The 16,522-nt window shown below is 41.5% G+C and carries 8 protein-coding genes and 1 pseudogene; 7 read left to right on the top strand and 2 right to left on the bottom strand.

The genetic code is table 11. From position 1 onward, the window contains the following. Positions 1-46 precede the first annotated feature (46 nt). From cas12k (FD723_RS08250) to FD723_RS08220, 7 genes and pseudogenes are all read left to right on the top strand, one after another. Positions 47-1,363 carry a type V CRISPR-associated protein Cas12k gene (cas12k, locus tag FD723_RS08250; protein WP_179064889.1) on the top strand — a complete coding sequence of 439 codons (1,317 nt, stop codon included), beginning with the start codon at positions 47-49 and terminating at the stop codon, positions 1,361-1,363. 63 nt (positions 1,364-1,426) lie between these two features. Further along, the gene (locus FD723_RS08245; RefSeq protein WP_179064888.1) at positions 1,427-2,305 is read left to right on the top strand and encodes an IS982 family transposase; all 879 of its coding nucleotides are present in this window, start codon (positions 1,427-1,429) and stop codon (positions 2,303-2,305) included. 14 nt (positions 2,306-2,319) lie between these two features. Next, positions 2,320-2,928, top strand: a pseudogene (gene cas12k / locus FD723_RS08240) (type V CRISPR-associated protein Cas12k); the annotation flags it as partial. Between the two features lie 966 nt (positions 2,929-3,894). Further along, positions 3,895-6,660, top strand: coding sequence for a TnsA endonuclease N-terminal domain-containing protein (locus tag FD723_RS08235; RefSeq protein ID WP_179064887.1), 2,766 nt, complete (start codon positions 3,895-3,897; stop codon positions 6,658-6,660). After that, complete coding sequence (locus tag FD723_RS08230) at positions 6,660-7,778, top strand: ATP-binding protein (RefSeq protein WP_179064886.1); 1,119 nt, start codon at positions 6,660-6,662, stop codon at positions 7,776-7,778. The genes FD723_RS08235 and FD723_RS08230 overlap by 1 nt, the downstream gene beginning before the upstream one ends. Then, positions 7,775-8,764, top strand: coding sequence for a TniQ family protein (locus FD723_RS08225; RefSeq protein WP_179064885.1), 990 nt, complete (start codon positions 7,775-7,777; stop codon positions 8,762-8,764). Before FD723_RS08230 ends, FD723_RS08225 begins: the two co-directional genes overlap by 4 nt. Positions 8,765-8,943: 179 nt before the next feature. Continuing rightward, the gene (locus FD723_RS08220) at positions 8,944-9,381 is read left to right on the top strand and encodes a hypothetical protein (RefSeq protein WP_179064884.1); all 438 of its coding nucleotides are present in this window, start codon (positions 8,944-8,946) and stop codon (positions 9,379-9,381) included. Between the two features lie 246 nt (positions 9,382-9,627). On the opposite strand, the gene FD723_RS08215 is transcribed toward FD723_RS08220, so the two are convergent. Further along, positions 9,628-13,374, bottom strand: coding sequence for a CHAT domain-containing protein (locus FD723_RS08215; RefSeq protein WP_179064883.1), 3,747 nt, complete (start codon positions 13,372-13,374; stop codon positions 9,628-9,630). 237 nt (positions 13,375-13,611) lie between these two features. Continuing rightward, positions 13,612-16,515 carry a type I restriction endonuclease subunit R gene (locus FD723_RS08210; protein ID WP_179064882.1) on the bottom strand — a complete coding sequence of 968 codons (2,904 nt, stop codon included), beginning with the start codon at positions 16,513-16,515 and terminating at the stop codon, positions 13,612-13,614. Between the last annotated feature and the right edge of the window lie 7 nt (positions 16,516-16,522).

Here is a 16,522-nt window from a genome sequence, read left to right as displayed (position 1 = left end):
CAGTTTTTCATAAACACATAATGTGTTTTTGTGATATTTTATTTTCATGAGTATGATTACTATTCAAAGTCGCCTTACTGCCAGTGAATCAGTGCGCCAACAACTCTGGAAGTTGATGGCACAGGCAAATACGCCCCTAATTAACGAATTGCTGCAACAGGTTCCTCAGCACCCCGACTTCGAGAAGTGGCGACAAAAAGGCAAACTTCCTGCCACTGCTATTCTTCAATTATGTGAACCATTGAAAACAGATCCTCGCTTTGTCGGTCAGCCCGCTAGTTTCTATATGTCAGCAATTCATGTTGTAGACTACATCTACAAATCTTGGCTAGCCGTACAGAAACTTTTACGAGCATCGCTAGAGGGTCAAATGCGCTGGCTAGCAATGCTCAAAAGTGATGCCGAATTAGTAGAAATCAGTGGACAAACCTTACAGGTGATTCGTACTAAAGCAGCCGAAATGCTGACTGATTGCATTACAGTATCTGGCTTTGATAGTACACCGAAAAGGACAAAGAGCAAAAAGTCTCAAAAATTATCTTCATCAAACAGTAGCTCCAACTTAAAAAATACCCTTTTTCAGGCTTACCGCGAAACAGACGACATAATAACACGCTGCGTCATTAGTTACTTGCTCAAGAATGGCTGTAAAGTCAGTGAAAAAGAGGAAGATTCAGAGAAATTTACTCAACGTCGGCGCAAAGTCGAAATTCAGATTGAAAGACTCTCTGAACAACTTACTAGCCGCATACCTAAAGGTCGAGACTTGCTCAATGCAAAATGGTTAGAGACGCTCTTGGTTGCTACTACGACAGTTCCTCAAGACGAGGCTCAAGCCAAGCACTGGCAGAATATTCTGTTAAGCCAACCCAGTTCTCTCCCCTTTCCTCTGGTCTTTGAAACCAACGAATACATGGTTTGGTCAAAGAACCAAAAAGGACGGTTGTGCATTCAATTTAACGGCTTGAGCGATCTTACCTTTGAGGTTTATTGCGACACTCGCCAACTTCATTGGTTTCAACGCTTTTTGAAAGACCAACAGACTAAACGCAACAGCAAAAATCAACATTCCAGTAGCTTGTTCACCCTCAGAAATGGTCGTCTAGCTTGGCAACAAGGCGAGGAGAAAGGCGAACCTTGGAATGTGAACCACTTAATTCTCTACTGCACTATTGACACTCGCTTGTGGACTTCCCAAGGAACAGAACAAGTCAGACAAGAAAAAGCTGCTGAGATTGGTAAAGTCATCACTCGAATGAAAGAAAAGAATGACCTCAGCAAAACACAACAAGCTTTTATCAAGCGCAAACAATCTACACTGGCTAGAATTGATAATTCCTTTGAACGTCCTAGTAAAACCTGAGTTCGGGATAAGGAAAGGGACAGGTAGTAAGCTGAAAATAACGTCAAATCCAGCACCTGTCCTATGTTTAGTTTAGAATTTTTGTTCTGTCATGTAGATGATTTTTGTAAGGCGTTTGAAAGCCAATGGCACAAAAAGCTGTTGGTACATGGAGGAATAAGACGGATTCGGGCTAGAAGTCTGTGTTTGAGTGAAATAATGACGATACTGATTGCATTTCATCAAAATCACTACCGGAATTTCAAGCATTTTTATTTGAATCATGTCAAACAGCAATGGAGTTGTGCTTTTCCGGGACTTCCGAGTTATCAACGATTCATTGAATGGATACCATCAACCTTGATACCTTTGTGCGTTTACCTGAAGCATTGTTTTGGACGGTGTACGGGTATCGGTTTTATCGATTCAACATGTCTGAAGGTCTGCCATAATCGTCGGATTTCTCGGCATAAGGTTTTTGAAGGTTTAGCCTCTCGTGGAAAGACTTCTGTGGATTGGTTTTTCGGGTTTAAGCTTCATCTTGTCGTCAATGAACTTGGTCAACTCTTAAATGTGGTTCTTACTCCTGGTAATATTGATGACCGTCAACCAGTTCCTGATTTACTCAGTGATCTGTTTGGCAAAATATTTGGCGATCGCGGATATGTCTCTCAAAAACTGGCTTCTCAACTTTTGCAAGAGTTCGGCATTAAATTTTTTGCCAAACCCCGTCGCAACATGAGAAACCATCTGATGCATCTCCATGACAAGCTCTTATCCCGTAAACGCTCCATTATTGAGACTATTAACGATCAACTCAAGAATATTTCTCAAATCGAACATTCTAGACACCGAAGCCCTGTTAATTTCTGCGTTAACGTTCTGTGCGGATTAATCGCTTATTGCCATCAACCTAAGAAACCCAGCCTTCAGATGGAATGGCTTTTACCTCAATCTGCTTAACCCGAACTCAGGTTAGTAAACCTATTTATCAAAGTCAATCTCATATTTTGGTGGGAGTAAGCTTGGGATTAGAAAAACCCGCCACCGTTGCTGTAGTGGATGCCCTTGCAAACAAAGTTCTGGTTTACCAAAGTGTCCATCAATTGCTGGGTAAAAATTACAATCTCCTGAACCGCCAGCGCCAACAAAAACAATTTTTATCTCACCAACGCCATAAAGCACAGAAACGTGAAGCCAACAGCCAATTAGGAGAATCTGAGTTAGGGCAATATGTAGACCGATTGTTAGCTCAAGCGATCATGGCGATCGCTAAAACCCACAAAGCTGGCAGTATAGTCTTGCCCAAGCTGGGAGATATGCGAGAAATTGTCCAAAGTGAAATTCAAGCTAGAGCCGAGCAAAAATGCCCTGGTTATCTAGAAGCCCAGCAAAAATATGCCAAACAGTACCGCATTAACGTGCATCACTGGAGTTACGGCAGATTAATTGAGAACATTAAAAGTCAGGCTAAAAAAGCTGGAATTCTTGTTGAAGAAGGACAGCAGCCCGTTCGAGGCAGTCCACAGGAAAAAGCGTATGTATTGGCGATGTCAGCATACCGCGCTCGTCTAACTCAAGTTTGACAAATCTCTGAACCTTGACAATTAAATATCTAACAGCGCCGCAGTTCATGCTCTCAAGAGCCTCTGAATTGTGAAAAATGTGGGTTAGTTTGACTGTTGTGAGACAGTCTTGCTTTCTGACCCTAGTAGCTGCTCACCCTGATGCTGCTGTCGCAAGACAGGAATTAGGTGCGCTCCCAGCAATAAGGGTGCAGATGTACTGCTGTAGTGGCTACTGAATCACCCCCGACCAAGGGGGAACCCTCCCCAATTTTTTATTTGGCTAAACTAAAGCAAGTCGAAAATTGCTGACTCCTTGTAGCATATTTGTGTACATAAATTTGAAATAGTTGCACTGTAACTATCTTCCTGACAATAAAAGGGTTGAAAGTCCTCTAAGAATTTCTACATTTTGAGCTAACATATTTGCAACTGTTTTTTCCTTAATAGGAAAGTTGAAAAACTCATTCATCAGTGAGTGATGTCTACAATCAGCTTTGCCTACGCACTTTTAGGTGAGGTGTGTCGCAAAAAACTTGCATCTTCTGAATTTGGAGGGTTGAAAGAGAGCGCTACGTTGACATTTTGTTGAGTTGCGCGTTTGTTAAAACTGTTTAATCAGACTAAAGCAGTTAAAATATTAATGCTTTATAGCGGAACCTTCAGGATAATGACAATAATTTGTCATCGCTACTTTAACAGCCATTTAATTCGTTTGATGACAACAATTTGTCTCTGACGACATTAATCTGTCAACGACGACAAATTGTAATTTAAAGCTTGGTTTTGCCGTACTTTAAAGTTTGATTTTGCCACTACATTGCCTCAATCCCAGTAAATCCGTTCCACGAATATCCATAATATAAGCAGTTTTTAAAGCCTGAGTTTGCCGGAATAGCAATTTTAAAGTTTGACATTGCCGAAATAGTCTGAACTTGTTATGGTGTTTTTATAGGTAAAATTGTACTAATTTTAGAGGAGATAACCATGCTCTATGATGTCGAGTTTCAAGCATGGTGTAATAATTTGCAGCTCTCCCAACAACAAAGAGATTTGGTTAACCAAATTAGGACTTCCCCACCTGCTCGTAAAGTCCAAGGAGGAGGAAGAAACGTTCATGGTCCCTATGCTAGCTCAAAGATGGGTAGAACGATTCAATTTGAGTCTCATACTGTTGAATTACCCGCTATTACTCAATTTTATGAATATGACGACCAAGTTTTAGAATATTGGGATCAACCGATTAAATTCAGTATCAAATGTTCACCACAAGGTAAACAAGCCACAACTATTGGCCATTATCCCGATTTCTTTGTAATGAGAAAGGATTGTTGTGGTTTTGAAGAGTGGAAAACAGAGAAAAGACTGGAAAAACTTAGTGAGGAACAGCCTTATCGGTATCAAAAAATAGAAAGACAATGGGTGGATGTCATTGTTCAAGAATATATCGAAAACTTAGGATATTATTATCGTCTTCGCTCAGATAATGAAATCGATTGGGTCAAATATCGCAATCAGAAATATTTACAACCCTACAAACAAGGATATTTAAAGCAACAATATATCCTTAATGACCAAGTAGAAGCCAATGTTCAAGAGATTATCGTCAATTATCCCGGTATTAACCTCATCACCGTGCTTGAGAAGGCGAAAAATGCCACTATTGATGATATTAATACCTTAATTGCCCTCGAAAAAGTCTATGTGAATTTAAGCGAAGTAGCTTTGGTGGAACAAGAGAAAGTTCATCTATTCCGTGACCAAGCTACTGCCGAAGCTTATATCACGGCCACTCATGATTATTGTGAACCTGTATCCAGCAATGTGTCGATAGTTGATCTTAAAGCGGGGTCATCATTTTTGTTAGATGGAAAAAGCCTCACCATTGACCATATAGGGGAAAGTAAAATCATTTTTAGAGGAGAACAAGGAATTGTTCGCTGGACTTATGCAGAATTTGAACAATTAATCGAATTAGGGGAAATTAGTAGTCTTCAGACAGAAAACCACACAACTCTAGGTGAGGAAGGATGGCAATACTTTCTAGAGGCCAGTCCTAAAGCCTTAGAAACTGCAAATTCTCGTTATGCAGCTATTAAGCCTTATTTAGAGGGAGAGCCTTATAATTCTAAAAAATGCGATTTATCAGAACGAACTTTACGCGACTGGAGAGCAAAATATCGAAAAGCCCAACAAAAATACGGATGTGGGTTTATTGGCTTAATTCCCCAATACAAAGGCAATCCAACCCCTCGTTATTCTGATGAAGATTTAGAATTTATTGATCAAGTGATTAAAGAACAATATGAAACTTTTAAACTAAAAAATGTTTGGCAGACGTATGAAGTTTTAAGGGATAAATGGCAGGAATCGGGACGAATTTCTCCTATTCCTAGTCATACCCTTTATTACGAGAGAGTGAAAAAACGAAATAGTTATCAACAAACTAAAAAACGAATGGGATTTCGTGCAGCAAATAATCTGTTGGGACCTTGGTTAATTCAACCTACGACCCCTCGTCATGGAGATCGCCCCTTTGAAATCGTTCATATTGACCACACAAAGCTTGATGTTGAGTGTATCTGCCCCTATAGTGGCAAAAATTTAGGCAGACCTTGGGTAACAGGCATGATTGATGCCTATAGTCGGAGGATTTTAGCTTTATACCTTACCTTTGATAATCCGAGTTACCGTTCTTGTATGATGGCTATTCGCATCTGTGTACAACGGTTTGGACGATTTCCTGAATGCATTGTTGTGGATAACGGAAAAGAGTTTAGTTCTACTTATTTTGAGACCTTGTTAGCGCGTTTTGAAGCCAGCAAAAAGCATCGTCCCAAGGATTACCCTAAATTTAGTTCAATTATTGAACGTTGGTTTGGCTCACAAAATACTGAATTTATTAATAACTTGAGGGGGAATACCCAAATTATGAAGCACGTCCGCTTCGTTAAAAAAGCAAATAATCCCAAGAATCTAGCTGTCTGGAATTTAGAAGAATTATATAATTATTTGGCATTTGGTTATGCTTATGGAGTTTATGATAAAGCAGAACATCCTGCTTTAGAAGGGATGTCTCCTCATAAGGCTTTTGAATTAGGGTTAGCTACAACCGGACATCGCCCTCATCAATATATTAAGTATGATGAGCAATTCAAGATTTTAACCTTGCCGACGAACAATAAGGGAATGGCCAAAGTTATTCCTGGTCAAGGAATTAGAGTCAACTATCAAAATTATTGGGCAGATGAATTTTACAGTGTTGAGAATCAATCTATTCCCGTTCGCTATGACCCACTAGATTATGGTGTTACTTATGCCTATGTTAATAATCATTGGGTAAAGTGTTTATCCAATTATTATATGAAGTTTCAAGGACATTCAGAGAAGGCAGTAGCAATAGCCACAACAATTTGCAGACGAAAACGGCAAATATATAATCAAAGTCAATATGTAGGTTCTAAAGAGATTGTTGACTTACTTAATAATGCGGAAGAAAATGAAGAATTAATACTACAAATCCGTCGAGATCAATCTGCTAAATTAGTTTTCAATTTAATTGAAGGAAACCTGAGTAGTGCGGTATTATTAAATATATCAAATACTGAACAGCATTTATCTCAAGATAGTCAAACAATAGAAGAAGAAAATCTAGATTTAATAGATTTAAAAGAGGATAATTTACAGCCTAATCTACCCAAAAAATTTAATCCTGATGATATTCGGGCTTTTGCTGAAGAGGAATTGTGGTAATGGTTACAAATCGTCGTTTCCCTCAAGAAATTTTACAAGCACCAACTGATAATAAACTTAAGTATTTTAAAGATGTAATTGTTCCTCATCGCAATATTAAACTGGTTCTAGAGCAGCTACTAAAAAATGCTATAGAACCGGATGATGCTTTAGTTTATTTGGTGTTTGGGGTAACAGGGGTAGGAAAATCACGATTAAAAGCAGAATTTGAAAAACGATTGCTTAAACATTTTGCAGACGAAATTATTTCTAATCCAGGAAGTTTAGTGGTAGGAGGAATCGAGGTAGATGGTGCTGAAGGAGGAAAGTTTAACTATTCTAATTACTATATTCAAGTTTTGGAATCTTTGAAGGAAGTTTTAATCGATTATAAAGAGAATTATGGAGTTGATTTAGAGAATTACAACTCAGATAACCTAATAGGAGATCATGAAGGAAGAAACGCTAAAGCTTTGCGTCGAACAATGCAAAAGGTTTTTCTATACCGTCAATTAAAAGCTTATACCTTAGATGAAGCACAGCACTTATTTGATGTTGCGGGAGGAAGACAAATAAATGTTCAAATGAACTGGCTTAAATCACTGGCTAATAAAACTCAAACGGTTCATGTTTTATTTGGAACTTATGAACTTTTAAAATGTCAAGAAGTCAATGGTCAAGTGGGAAGAAGAAGTGAAGATTATTATTTATCTCCCTACTATCTGACTAAATCAGAAGATCAACAAGAATTTATTAAGGTAATTAAGACTTTACAACAGTATTTGACAGTTGAAAATGAACCACAGTTAGAGGAACATTGGGAATATTTTATGGAATACTCAATAGGATGTGTGGGTATTCTTAAAAGTTGGTGGTATCGCGCTCTCAAAAATGCGTTAGACGAGGGGGCTAAAACAGTGAGAATGAAAGATTTTAAAGCAAGGGAATTATCAGCAGGAAGACGAAAAACAATTCAAAAAGAGTTAAAAGAAGGAGAAGACCGTTTAGCTTTTCTATATAAGAACGAGGAAAAAGTTGAAAAGTCTGAATCTATCAATTCTCAAGCAGTGAAAAAAGGTAGAAAAGTTGGGGAACGTAAGGTAGGGAGAGACTTAGTAGGAGTTAATCAAGAGGGATGAATATTTATGAGGAACTTTGGAGTCCAAAACCTCTAGAAATCCCTCAACGGAGTCGCTTATTTTGTCTTGAACCTGTGGGTATGGGAACTCCCCATACAGAAAGTCTCAGCAGTTATCTTAATCGTTTGGCACAGGAGCATTGTTTAACTGCCCAGAAGCTTATTATGGCGGAAATTGCACTACTTATTTTGGAAAATGAGGATAAATCGAAGTTACTGCAAAAGAGTGTCAGCTATTTATTAGGAAATAGCGATGCTAAACCGGCTATCAACGGAATGCGAGAAATGACAGGGAAGTTAGTCACTGTCTTAGAAGAGCTAACAATGCGTCAGGATTTACGCTTTTTGACCCTTTTAAGCTGGAAAGGCATGATTTATGACAAGGGGTTATTTCGGAACTATCGCGCTTGGTGCCCTTGTTGTTGGGAAGAGTGGAGGCAGGAGAATAAAACTATTTATGAACCATTATTATGGTCATTTAAGGATGTAGAATTTTGTTTGATTCACAAACAGCGATTAAGAGAAGAATGTCCTCACTGTGGTTCGCGTTTACCTGTAATGGCTAGGCTTTCACCTGCGGGATTTTGTTCTCGTTGTTACGGGTGGTTAGGACACAAAATTAAAGGCGAAGAGGAAATAGAGAAATATCGAGTTAATATTCAAGGAATTAGTGAATTAATTGCACTTACTCCCCAATTAGGTTATAAACCCATCCCGATCGAGTTAACCCGAAAATTACAATTGATTTTGTTAGTGTTTGAACAAGCAATTGGAAAGGATTTGAAGTTATTGGGAGATTTAGGGGGAATTATAGAATCTTTGAGGATAGCCTCAACAACAAATCAAAGTCAACCTTATCATTTGGTGAAGTTGATTATTCCTGTGTGTGAGAAGGCGAAAATTAGTGTATCCCAGTTGTTTGGGTCACATTTTCAGGAATTGGGCAAGGTATTGTTCGGTAATTTTAGTCTGGAATTAAAGTTGTAGAAGTTTGGTGTAAATAAGGATTTATGGTTAAAGGAGTTTGGCAGGGAACAGACGATCGCTTTCCTAGATCGGGTTACTGCTGATTATGCTTTATTTGTGCAAGGGGAACTTCTCGCTATTGTTAAAGCGAAAAAATCTCTATTGGCACACAAAATGTTTGAAAACAAGCGAAACTCAAAATGAACAGCATCTTTACCCCCGAAGAAATTACTGCCCTCTCTGCCGAAATTGACCGCCAGTTAACAGAACTGCGCTATGTCGCAAATTCAGCGCTAAAACAAGGAGAGGATAAAATCTCAGATGAAAAATTGCTGGTAAAACAAACCGCAGCAATTACAAAATTTACACAAGAGAACTCTAAGAGTTTTTTGCAGAAATTTGGACGAGCTGCTAAAAGTGATTTATGCCAAGAAGGGGGAATGCTGAATAAGCAGTGGAAGAAATGGGGGGATTTGGATAATAAGGATGCTTTGGAACGCTTGGGTGCAGTGTTGGTAACGATGGGTTTTTCGGGGGATATGTTATCTCCTTTAGTTGTGGCGGTAACGGTGACTATTATTCATATTGGATTGAAAGCTTTTTGTGAAGATTATTCTTCGGATGTAGATAATAAATGAATTTTGTCTCACGCAGAGGCGCAAAGAAAGTAAGTTAGGTGTAGGTTGGGTTGAACGAAGTGAAACCCAACATGAGTATCTTAAGTTGACATCAATGGGCAAGGCATTGCCTAGAAGAATTGATGTGTCGCAAATATTATAGCGGTTATCGGTTGAGTCCACACAGTCTTAAGGGCACGGCAGTGCCGATGCCCCTACAGGTGAATGATTTTTACTTCCGACTTCCGACTTCCGACTTGTTTAATATCATTCTGCCAATAACGCTGCAAGGGATTGAGGGTCAGCAATACCCCACAGGATAGCGGAGATAATCATAGAATCTTCCAAATTTAACGGCTCGCACAGTATATTCTCATCTCGCTCGCCGGCTAAGATATGACGGATGGCAGCAACGAGATTTTGCCAATCTTCTGCAAAATTTTCCAACGCAGTTTCTAGCTGTTCCCTGATTTGTGCATTATCCACAGCAGCTACTACCCCTGCAATAAACTGCCCATGTTGCCGCAACTCATACTGTGTCCCCGCAAACGCCGCTTTTGCTTGCCTTGCTTGGCGACGATATTCTTTAGCTTGGGTGGTGTCGCCCTGCTTGTCGGCAATATCTGCCAAGATGTTATGGGTTTTCCAAATCTGAGCCACAACCGGGTCTAAGGTTTTCTTGATAGCTAATGCTTCTTCTGCCAATTGTTGGGCTTCGCTGCGGCGGTGGGGTTGGTCTTGTAGTATGAGAGCGAGGTTACTTAATGTGTCAGATGCAGTTGCTCGATCTTCTAATTTTTGAAATTGCTTCAAGGCCTTACGAAACCAAGCCTCTGCCTCTCCCAGTTTGCCAGCAAGTGCATTGAGGTTGCCTAATTGGTGCCAAGACATTGCTGCATCTGCCAGATTTCCTAGAGATTCTGTAATTTGTGCTGATTTTCGGTAGGCATCTTCCGCAGCGTCCCACTGCTTGCCTTCTCCGTACACCACACCCAGGAAATGCCAACCTGTGGCTTCTTTTGCTGGTTCGTTGAGTTGATGGAAAGTATTCTGTACTTCACGGTAACGCTGTTCTGCTTCTGAGAGGTTGCCTTGCAGCAGGGCTAACTTGCCGAGTTGTCCATTTAATACCGCAGCCCCACTAAGGTTGCCAATTTCTTTATAAATAACTAATCCTGCTTCATGAGCAATGCGTGCCTCACCATAATCTCCCATATCCGTCAGCGCATCTCCCAATTCAGTCTGCAACGTTCCCATCAGTGTCTTGACATCATCAGACTGTTCCAACTGCTGCGCCACTGCTAACCCCTGACGGTAAATTTCTGCTGCTTGTGCTGTTTGTCCTTGCAACCTCAAGCACCGCCCCAGCCAACCCAAAGTAACACAACGTTGATAAATTGGTTGTTCACCCAACGCTGTCAGTATTTCATTAAACACCTGCGCGGCTTGTTGATAGCGACCTGCATTAAATAATTGCTCGCCTGAACTCTTACGGCTGAGATACCATGTATCGGAACCTACTTCCCCAGTCAACTGAGCAATCCGTTGATTTAGTCTAGTGCGATCGCGGTGAAGTCCAAAGTAGCCGAGAAATCTGTTTACTTTGTCAGCAAAGTCTACTGCCCATTTTACACCTGCATTCAACGCGCCATCAACTGCATAAAGTAAATTCGGTAATTCCTGTTGGGCAATGGCACGAACTGCATGAGGACTTTTGCTATCTTCAAAATACAAATAGCGAGAAAGTTGATAATACTGCTGTTGATAACGGGCAAACAGTTGTATCTGTGCTTCTGGGGATAAGCGCGGCCACAAGGCAGGGGCTAAGGTGGGGTGAAATTTGAGAAAAGGCTGATTAACTTGAATTAAACCAGTGGCTTCTAAAGCTGGGCGCAAAGTTTGCCACTGTGACTGAGAAATTTCTGTAATTTTCAACAAGTGAATTTCTAACGTCCCGCCTTGAAACACGCCCAAGCGAGGCAACAACTGCATTGCTTCAGCATCCAACCGTTCCAAAGATAAATTCAACGATGCCAACAGGGGATTATCTGGTGTTTGGGCAATCAAGGTTTCTAAGCGTTGTCCCAACTCTGCCGGACGGCGATTTTCCAACTGTTTCGCCAACAAACCAATGGACAGGGGATGAAAATCCACCAGTTTAAATAATTCCAATAACACGCCCCGTTTAGGTGGGTCAAATAGAGGTGCTAGCGTCAATTTAATCAAACTCTGGAAATACGCTAGGGCATCTTCTTGTCCCAAACCTCGCAAAGGTAAGGAGATATGTTTGCGACTGCCTTGTGTGGGATAATCGGGATGGTGAAAATCTGGTGTGCGAGTGGTGAGTAATACCTGACATTCCCCAACCTCAGACCACTGTTTTGCCACGGTTAACAGTTCCCGTAGGGTTTCTGCTGGCAAGGTTTCTAAGTTATCTAAAATCAGCAATGTGGCTTGCTTACGCAACGCCTGAGTTGCCGCCGCCCCATCAATTAAACTCTCGTCTAACACTGTCCCCAAGGTGCTAACTGCCCAGCCTACAGCATCCACACCACCAAAGGCAGCATAATCCACAAAACAAACTTTATCAAACATCCCCGTGCGGTGTAACCAGCGTCCTGCTTCCTGGACAAGATAGGTTTTTCCTTGTCCACCAAAACCCGATACTGTGAGGCGGCGCGTTCCCTGCACAAACCAGCGTTCTATCTGCCACAATTCCCGGCTACGACCGAAAAATCCAGCTTCTTGTAAATCTGGCAAGTTTCCCCATTTTGGTGACTCGCCGCTTTCTTGGTTGTTCAAGTCTGGCTGCAATAATGGGGTATCACCAGATGCTTGATACAAAGCAGGTAAAAACCAATCTTGCAATTTTAACTGTACTCGTTCCTCACCCCGTTGCCGTTCTCCCCGTTGTTGGTTGAGATACAAGTCTCGCCGCGCATTATCTAATGCTTCACCCATACCAGCACCAGATACTAAACCCTGATAAAATTTAGCAAATAGTTGTTGGGTTGTTGTCACTAATACCGAATGAGTCATTGCCAAGACTGTGGGAATACCTGCATGGGTTAACCTAGCGGCGACACTACCCATTGCATCTTCTCCATCTTCCCCACCCATCGCCGCCGACTGACAGGCAGACAAAACAATTAACCCCACTTTTTGCCGATTCAGCATATCACCCAAGGTTTCGGCAGTAATCAGGGCTTTTTTTCCTTCTTTATCCTCAAATAACAAATAACCGATATTGCCACTGTTCTCGTTCCCGCCTTTAGTTAGTCCCACCGGGTCGCTATGTTTAGCCTGTTCTTGGAAACGCCCATCTAAATCAAATACCCCATGACCGTCAAAATGCACAATATCAACAGGGGGTTTGCGCGAGTCTTCTAGCCGCGCTACTAAATTATCCAAGGTGGCTGGACGCAAAAATTCTACCTCAACCCGTCCGGCTGCTGCTTGTTGAATGGCGTTCAAAACTGCCATTGCTTCACCACGGGGGTCAATAAATCCCGCATCACTGGGACGACTGATGACAAACAATAACCGCAATCGGTCTTTGACTTGCACTTTAAACGGTCTGCGTCCACCCCCCGCACCAGCCAAGCGGCGACGAATCGAAATGCGGGGATTTTCGTGAAATAAATAAGTGCCTTCTGGGTCGCATAACAATTCCCAAGGCAATGATAAAATTGCTGGATGACTAGCGCTGATTGTTAATAAGCGTCCTGGTTGATTTTCATCTTGAAAATAATTAAACAGCCGTTGAGCAGCCCGATGTTGAAAAACCGCATTAAATAAATCTTCGCCCCATTGCCGGAATTTTTTTGCTATCCCTTCCGCCCGTTTATCGTCTACATCCGTAGTGTAATGAGCCGCATAGGTTTCTAAGTACCAGCGAATATCCTCTCTGTCTGCTGCATTCAACGGTGAGGCAAAATCCAGCCTCTCAGTGTCTTGCCCATCAAATGTTACAATGACTTGATGATTCTCTGGGAAGCGGAGATTTAATTCCATAGCCGGCTGTTTGGGGTGTGGAAGCTTATTTGAGATAATACAAGCTTTTTAGCCTAAATTCCGTAAAAATGCTAGGCGATCGCATTTAGCAATGGGCTAACGCAGCTCCGCTAACGCACTTAAAAAACTTAGATGCAGCAGCACTTTTGTGATTTATCTCTGTTGCCTTATTTTGGAGAATTGATATCAGTCCAAGTATCAATACTGATCTGACGATCGCCTGCTTTAAGAACTGTTTTATTCTTCCTCCCCAAGCTCACCAAGAGCGTCATCAAATTTGTTGATGATGTCGAGTAATTTTGATACGACTCGCGCAAAGATTTTTTTACGCTCTAATAATTTCGGTTTTTCGTTGCAAGCACTCAACACGGTTTCCCTTAATGGTTCTTTCCCAGAGAATTTGTAGTCAGCAATCATTTGATTAACGGCTTCAATCTTGAGGTTCTCCTCTAGGCAGAGTTGCTGAATCGCTTCAACACGTTCTTGAGTCCAGAAGTCTTGAAAGACGGTTTCGACTTTTTCTTCGGGTTCGAGGGTGGGTAGCCGCTCTTCGATAAATTTCTCAAGCAGATCCCGCTTGCTGCGTAGTTGGACTTCTTTCCCGATTAGCTCAAGGATAGACGCTTTCTGATTTTGGTAATCTTCCTGGGTAGCATCATCCTTGATGTCTCGCTGGAGGTTAGCCAGCAGCTTGAGAATATAGGAGACGTTAATTTCGTCTCGCTGGATCAGTTCCAGTTCAAAATCGACTTCCTCAACCAAAGATTCTCTCTCTTCATCGGGTTTGGATCGCGTTCTATCATAGATATCCAGATATTTGCTTTTGTAATCTTCAAAGGTTTGTTCATCCAGATTCAAGTCGGAAAAACTAAATTCAGTAAATGATTTACTTACATTCTGTAAACGGATAAGATTACGAAAGGCTTTAACGAACTTAACTTGGTCTTCTTCACTAATAAGCTTATTGACATCGTTAGGGATAGTGGCGATCGCTCTCAGTTCTTGCACACCTTCATTGAATTTTTCAGTGTAGTATTCGTAGGGTTCAATGAAAATTTCTTCGCTTGCGTTGGTGTCGGAAAAGAGGGCAACGGCTTGATCAGTATTCTCTTTGAGGTTACGGAAAGAGACGATATTCCCTTGGGATTTCAGTTCGCCTAAAATGCGATTAGTGCGGGAGTATGCTTGAATTAATCCGTGATACTTCAGATTTTTGTCAACGTAAAGCGTATTGAGCTTTTTGACATCAAAACCCGTGAGAAACATATTGACGACTAACAGAATATCGGCTCGTTCCTGATCCTGAAAGTTTTCTCGATCGCGGTCTTTCATCCGCTTGGCGATGTCTTTATAGTAGGCATAGAAAGCCTGACTATCTTTGGCGGAATGTTGGGTTTGGTACATCTGGTTATAGTCCGCGATAAATTGATTCAGTTTGTCGCGGCTATGGCTACGGTTGCTTGTATCTGCGCTGATATTAAAATCAGGTTCTCCAATTAAGCCGTTTGCGTCTTGGTCTTCTTCGTTATAGCCAGGGGTAAAAATCGTGATCACTCGTAGGTCATGTAATCCCTGTTTTTGTTTGTTTTTGAACGTGTCGTAATAGGTAATTAGGGTGTCTACGCTGCTGGCGCAGAGCATGGCCGAGAATTTTCTACCGTGGGTTTTACGGTTATGGTTGGCAATAATCCAATCGACAATTAGAGAAATTCGGTCGGGATTTTCAAAGAATTCTCGGTCTAATTTTGGCTCTGTGATCAGCGTGCCGTCTTTGGGTTTGATTTTGCCCCAATACTCGACGGAAAATTTAAGAACGTTTTCATCAGCGATCGCATTAGTGATCACATATTTATGCAGACATTCGTGGAATAGGTCTTTGGTGGTGCGTTTACCGTGTTGATTACTGGCAGCGTTATCGGCAAAGATGGGAGTCCCGGTAAAGCCGAACATCTGGGCTTGGGTAAAGAATTTGACGATATTTTTATGGGTTTCGCCAAATTGAGAACGGTGGCATTCATCAAAAATGAACACAATGCGCTTATCTTTCAAGCTCTCCATTGCGGCTTCATGTCGTTGGGATTTTATCGCACGGTTGAGTTTCTGAATCGTGGTGACGATCAGGCGACTATCTCCAGCCATTTGGTTAACGAGTTCTTTGGTGCTATCGGTGGTGTCTACGCATCCCTCGCTAAAATGATTAAATTCTTTGCTGGTTTGGTAGTCGAGGTCAGCGCGATCGACCACAAACACCACTTTATGCACTTTAGGGAGTTGGGTGAGGATTTGGGCAGCTTTGAAACTGGTGAGGGTTTTGCCTGATCCAGTGGTATGCCAGATATAGCCGTTTTTATCGGTATCCTTCACTCGCTTGATTATGGCTTCTACTGCGTAGTATTGATAGGGGCGTAGCACCATCAGCACTTTATCGGATTCGTGCTGGACAATGTATTTACAGATCATTTTGGAGACGTGGCATTTCTCCAAAAAGCTATCGGCAAAGTCTTCGAGTTGGGTAATCAGGGTGTTGTCTTGGTTTGCCCAGAAGAAGGTTTGTTTATATTCTTGTTTGCGGTTGTTGGCGTAGTAGCGGGTATCGACACCGTTTGAGATAACGAATATTTGGACGTACTGGAATAGCCCATTGTCTGCATCGTAGGAGTGGCGCTGGTAGCGGTTGATTTGGTTGAAGGCTTCTTTAAGTCCCAACCCTCGGCGTTTTAGTTCAATTTGGACGAGGGGCAAACCATTAATTAGCAGGGTTACGTCATAGCGGTTTTCGTATTTGCCTTGCTGGCTGATCTGGTTCGTAACTTGGTATTGGTTTTGACACCAGTGTTCAGTGTTGAGCAAATTAATGTGAAAGGTGGTACTGTCGTCGCAGTTGAGTTTCATGTTTTCGCGCAGGCGTTTGGCGCGATCAAAGACGTTGCCTTTGTCGAGGTAGTTGAGGATTTGCTTAAATTCTTCGTCACTAAACTGGGTTTTATTATGCTTTTCTAGTTGGGCTTTATTATGTTTTTCCAATTGGGCTTTCAGGTTGGCTTTGAAATCTTCAGTATTGCGAAGGGTGACGAATTCGTAACCTAGTCCAGTTAGGCGATCGATCAGCTCTTGTTCTAGTTCGGCTTCGGATTGGGGCATAGACGTT

Origin of the sequence: Nostoc sp. C052 (assembly GCF_013393905.1) — a bacterium.
In the GTDB taxonomy this organism is placed as follows: Bacteria; Cyanobacteriota; Cyanobacteriia; order Cyanobacteriales; family Nostocaceae; genus Nostoc.
The sequence above is the reverse complement of the archived record's forward strand: the minus strand, read 5'-3'. Positions and strand labels throughout refer to the sequence as shown.

Bases quoted from the DNA above. Each gene is read 5' to 3' on its own strand.
- FD723_RS08215 (WP_179064883.1), bottom strand. From the start codon at position 13,374: ATGGAATTAAATCTCCGCTTCCCAGAGAATCATCAAGTCATTGTAACA.
- FD723_RS08245 (WP_179064888.1), top strand. From the start codon at position 1,427: ATGTTTAGTTTAGAATTTTTGTTCTGTCATGTAGATGATTTTTGTAAG.
- cas12k (WP_179064889.1), top strand. From the start codon at position 47: ATGAGTATGATTACTATTCAAAGTCGCCTTACTGCCAGTGAATCAGTG.
- FD723_RS08230 (WP_179064886.1), top strand. From the start codon at position 6,660: ATGGTTACAAATCGTCGTTTCCCTCAAGAAATTTTACAAGCACCAACT.
- FD723_RS08210 (WP_179064882.1), bottom strand. From the start codon at position 16,515: ATGCCCCAATCCGAAGCCGAACTAGAACAAGAGCTGATCGATCGCCTA.
- FD723_RS08220 (WP_179064884.1), top strand. From the start codon at position 8,944: ATGAACAGCATCTTTACCCCCGAAGAAATTACTGCCCTCTCTGCCGAA.
- FD723_RS08225 (WP_179064885.1), top strand. From the start codon at position 7,775: ATGAATATTTATGAGGAACTTTGGAGTCCAAAACCTCTAGAAATCCCT.
- FD723_RS08235 (WP_179064887.1), top strand. From the start codon at position 3,895: ATGCTCTATGATGTCGAGTTTCAAGCATGGTGTAATAATTTGCAGCTC.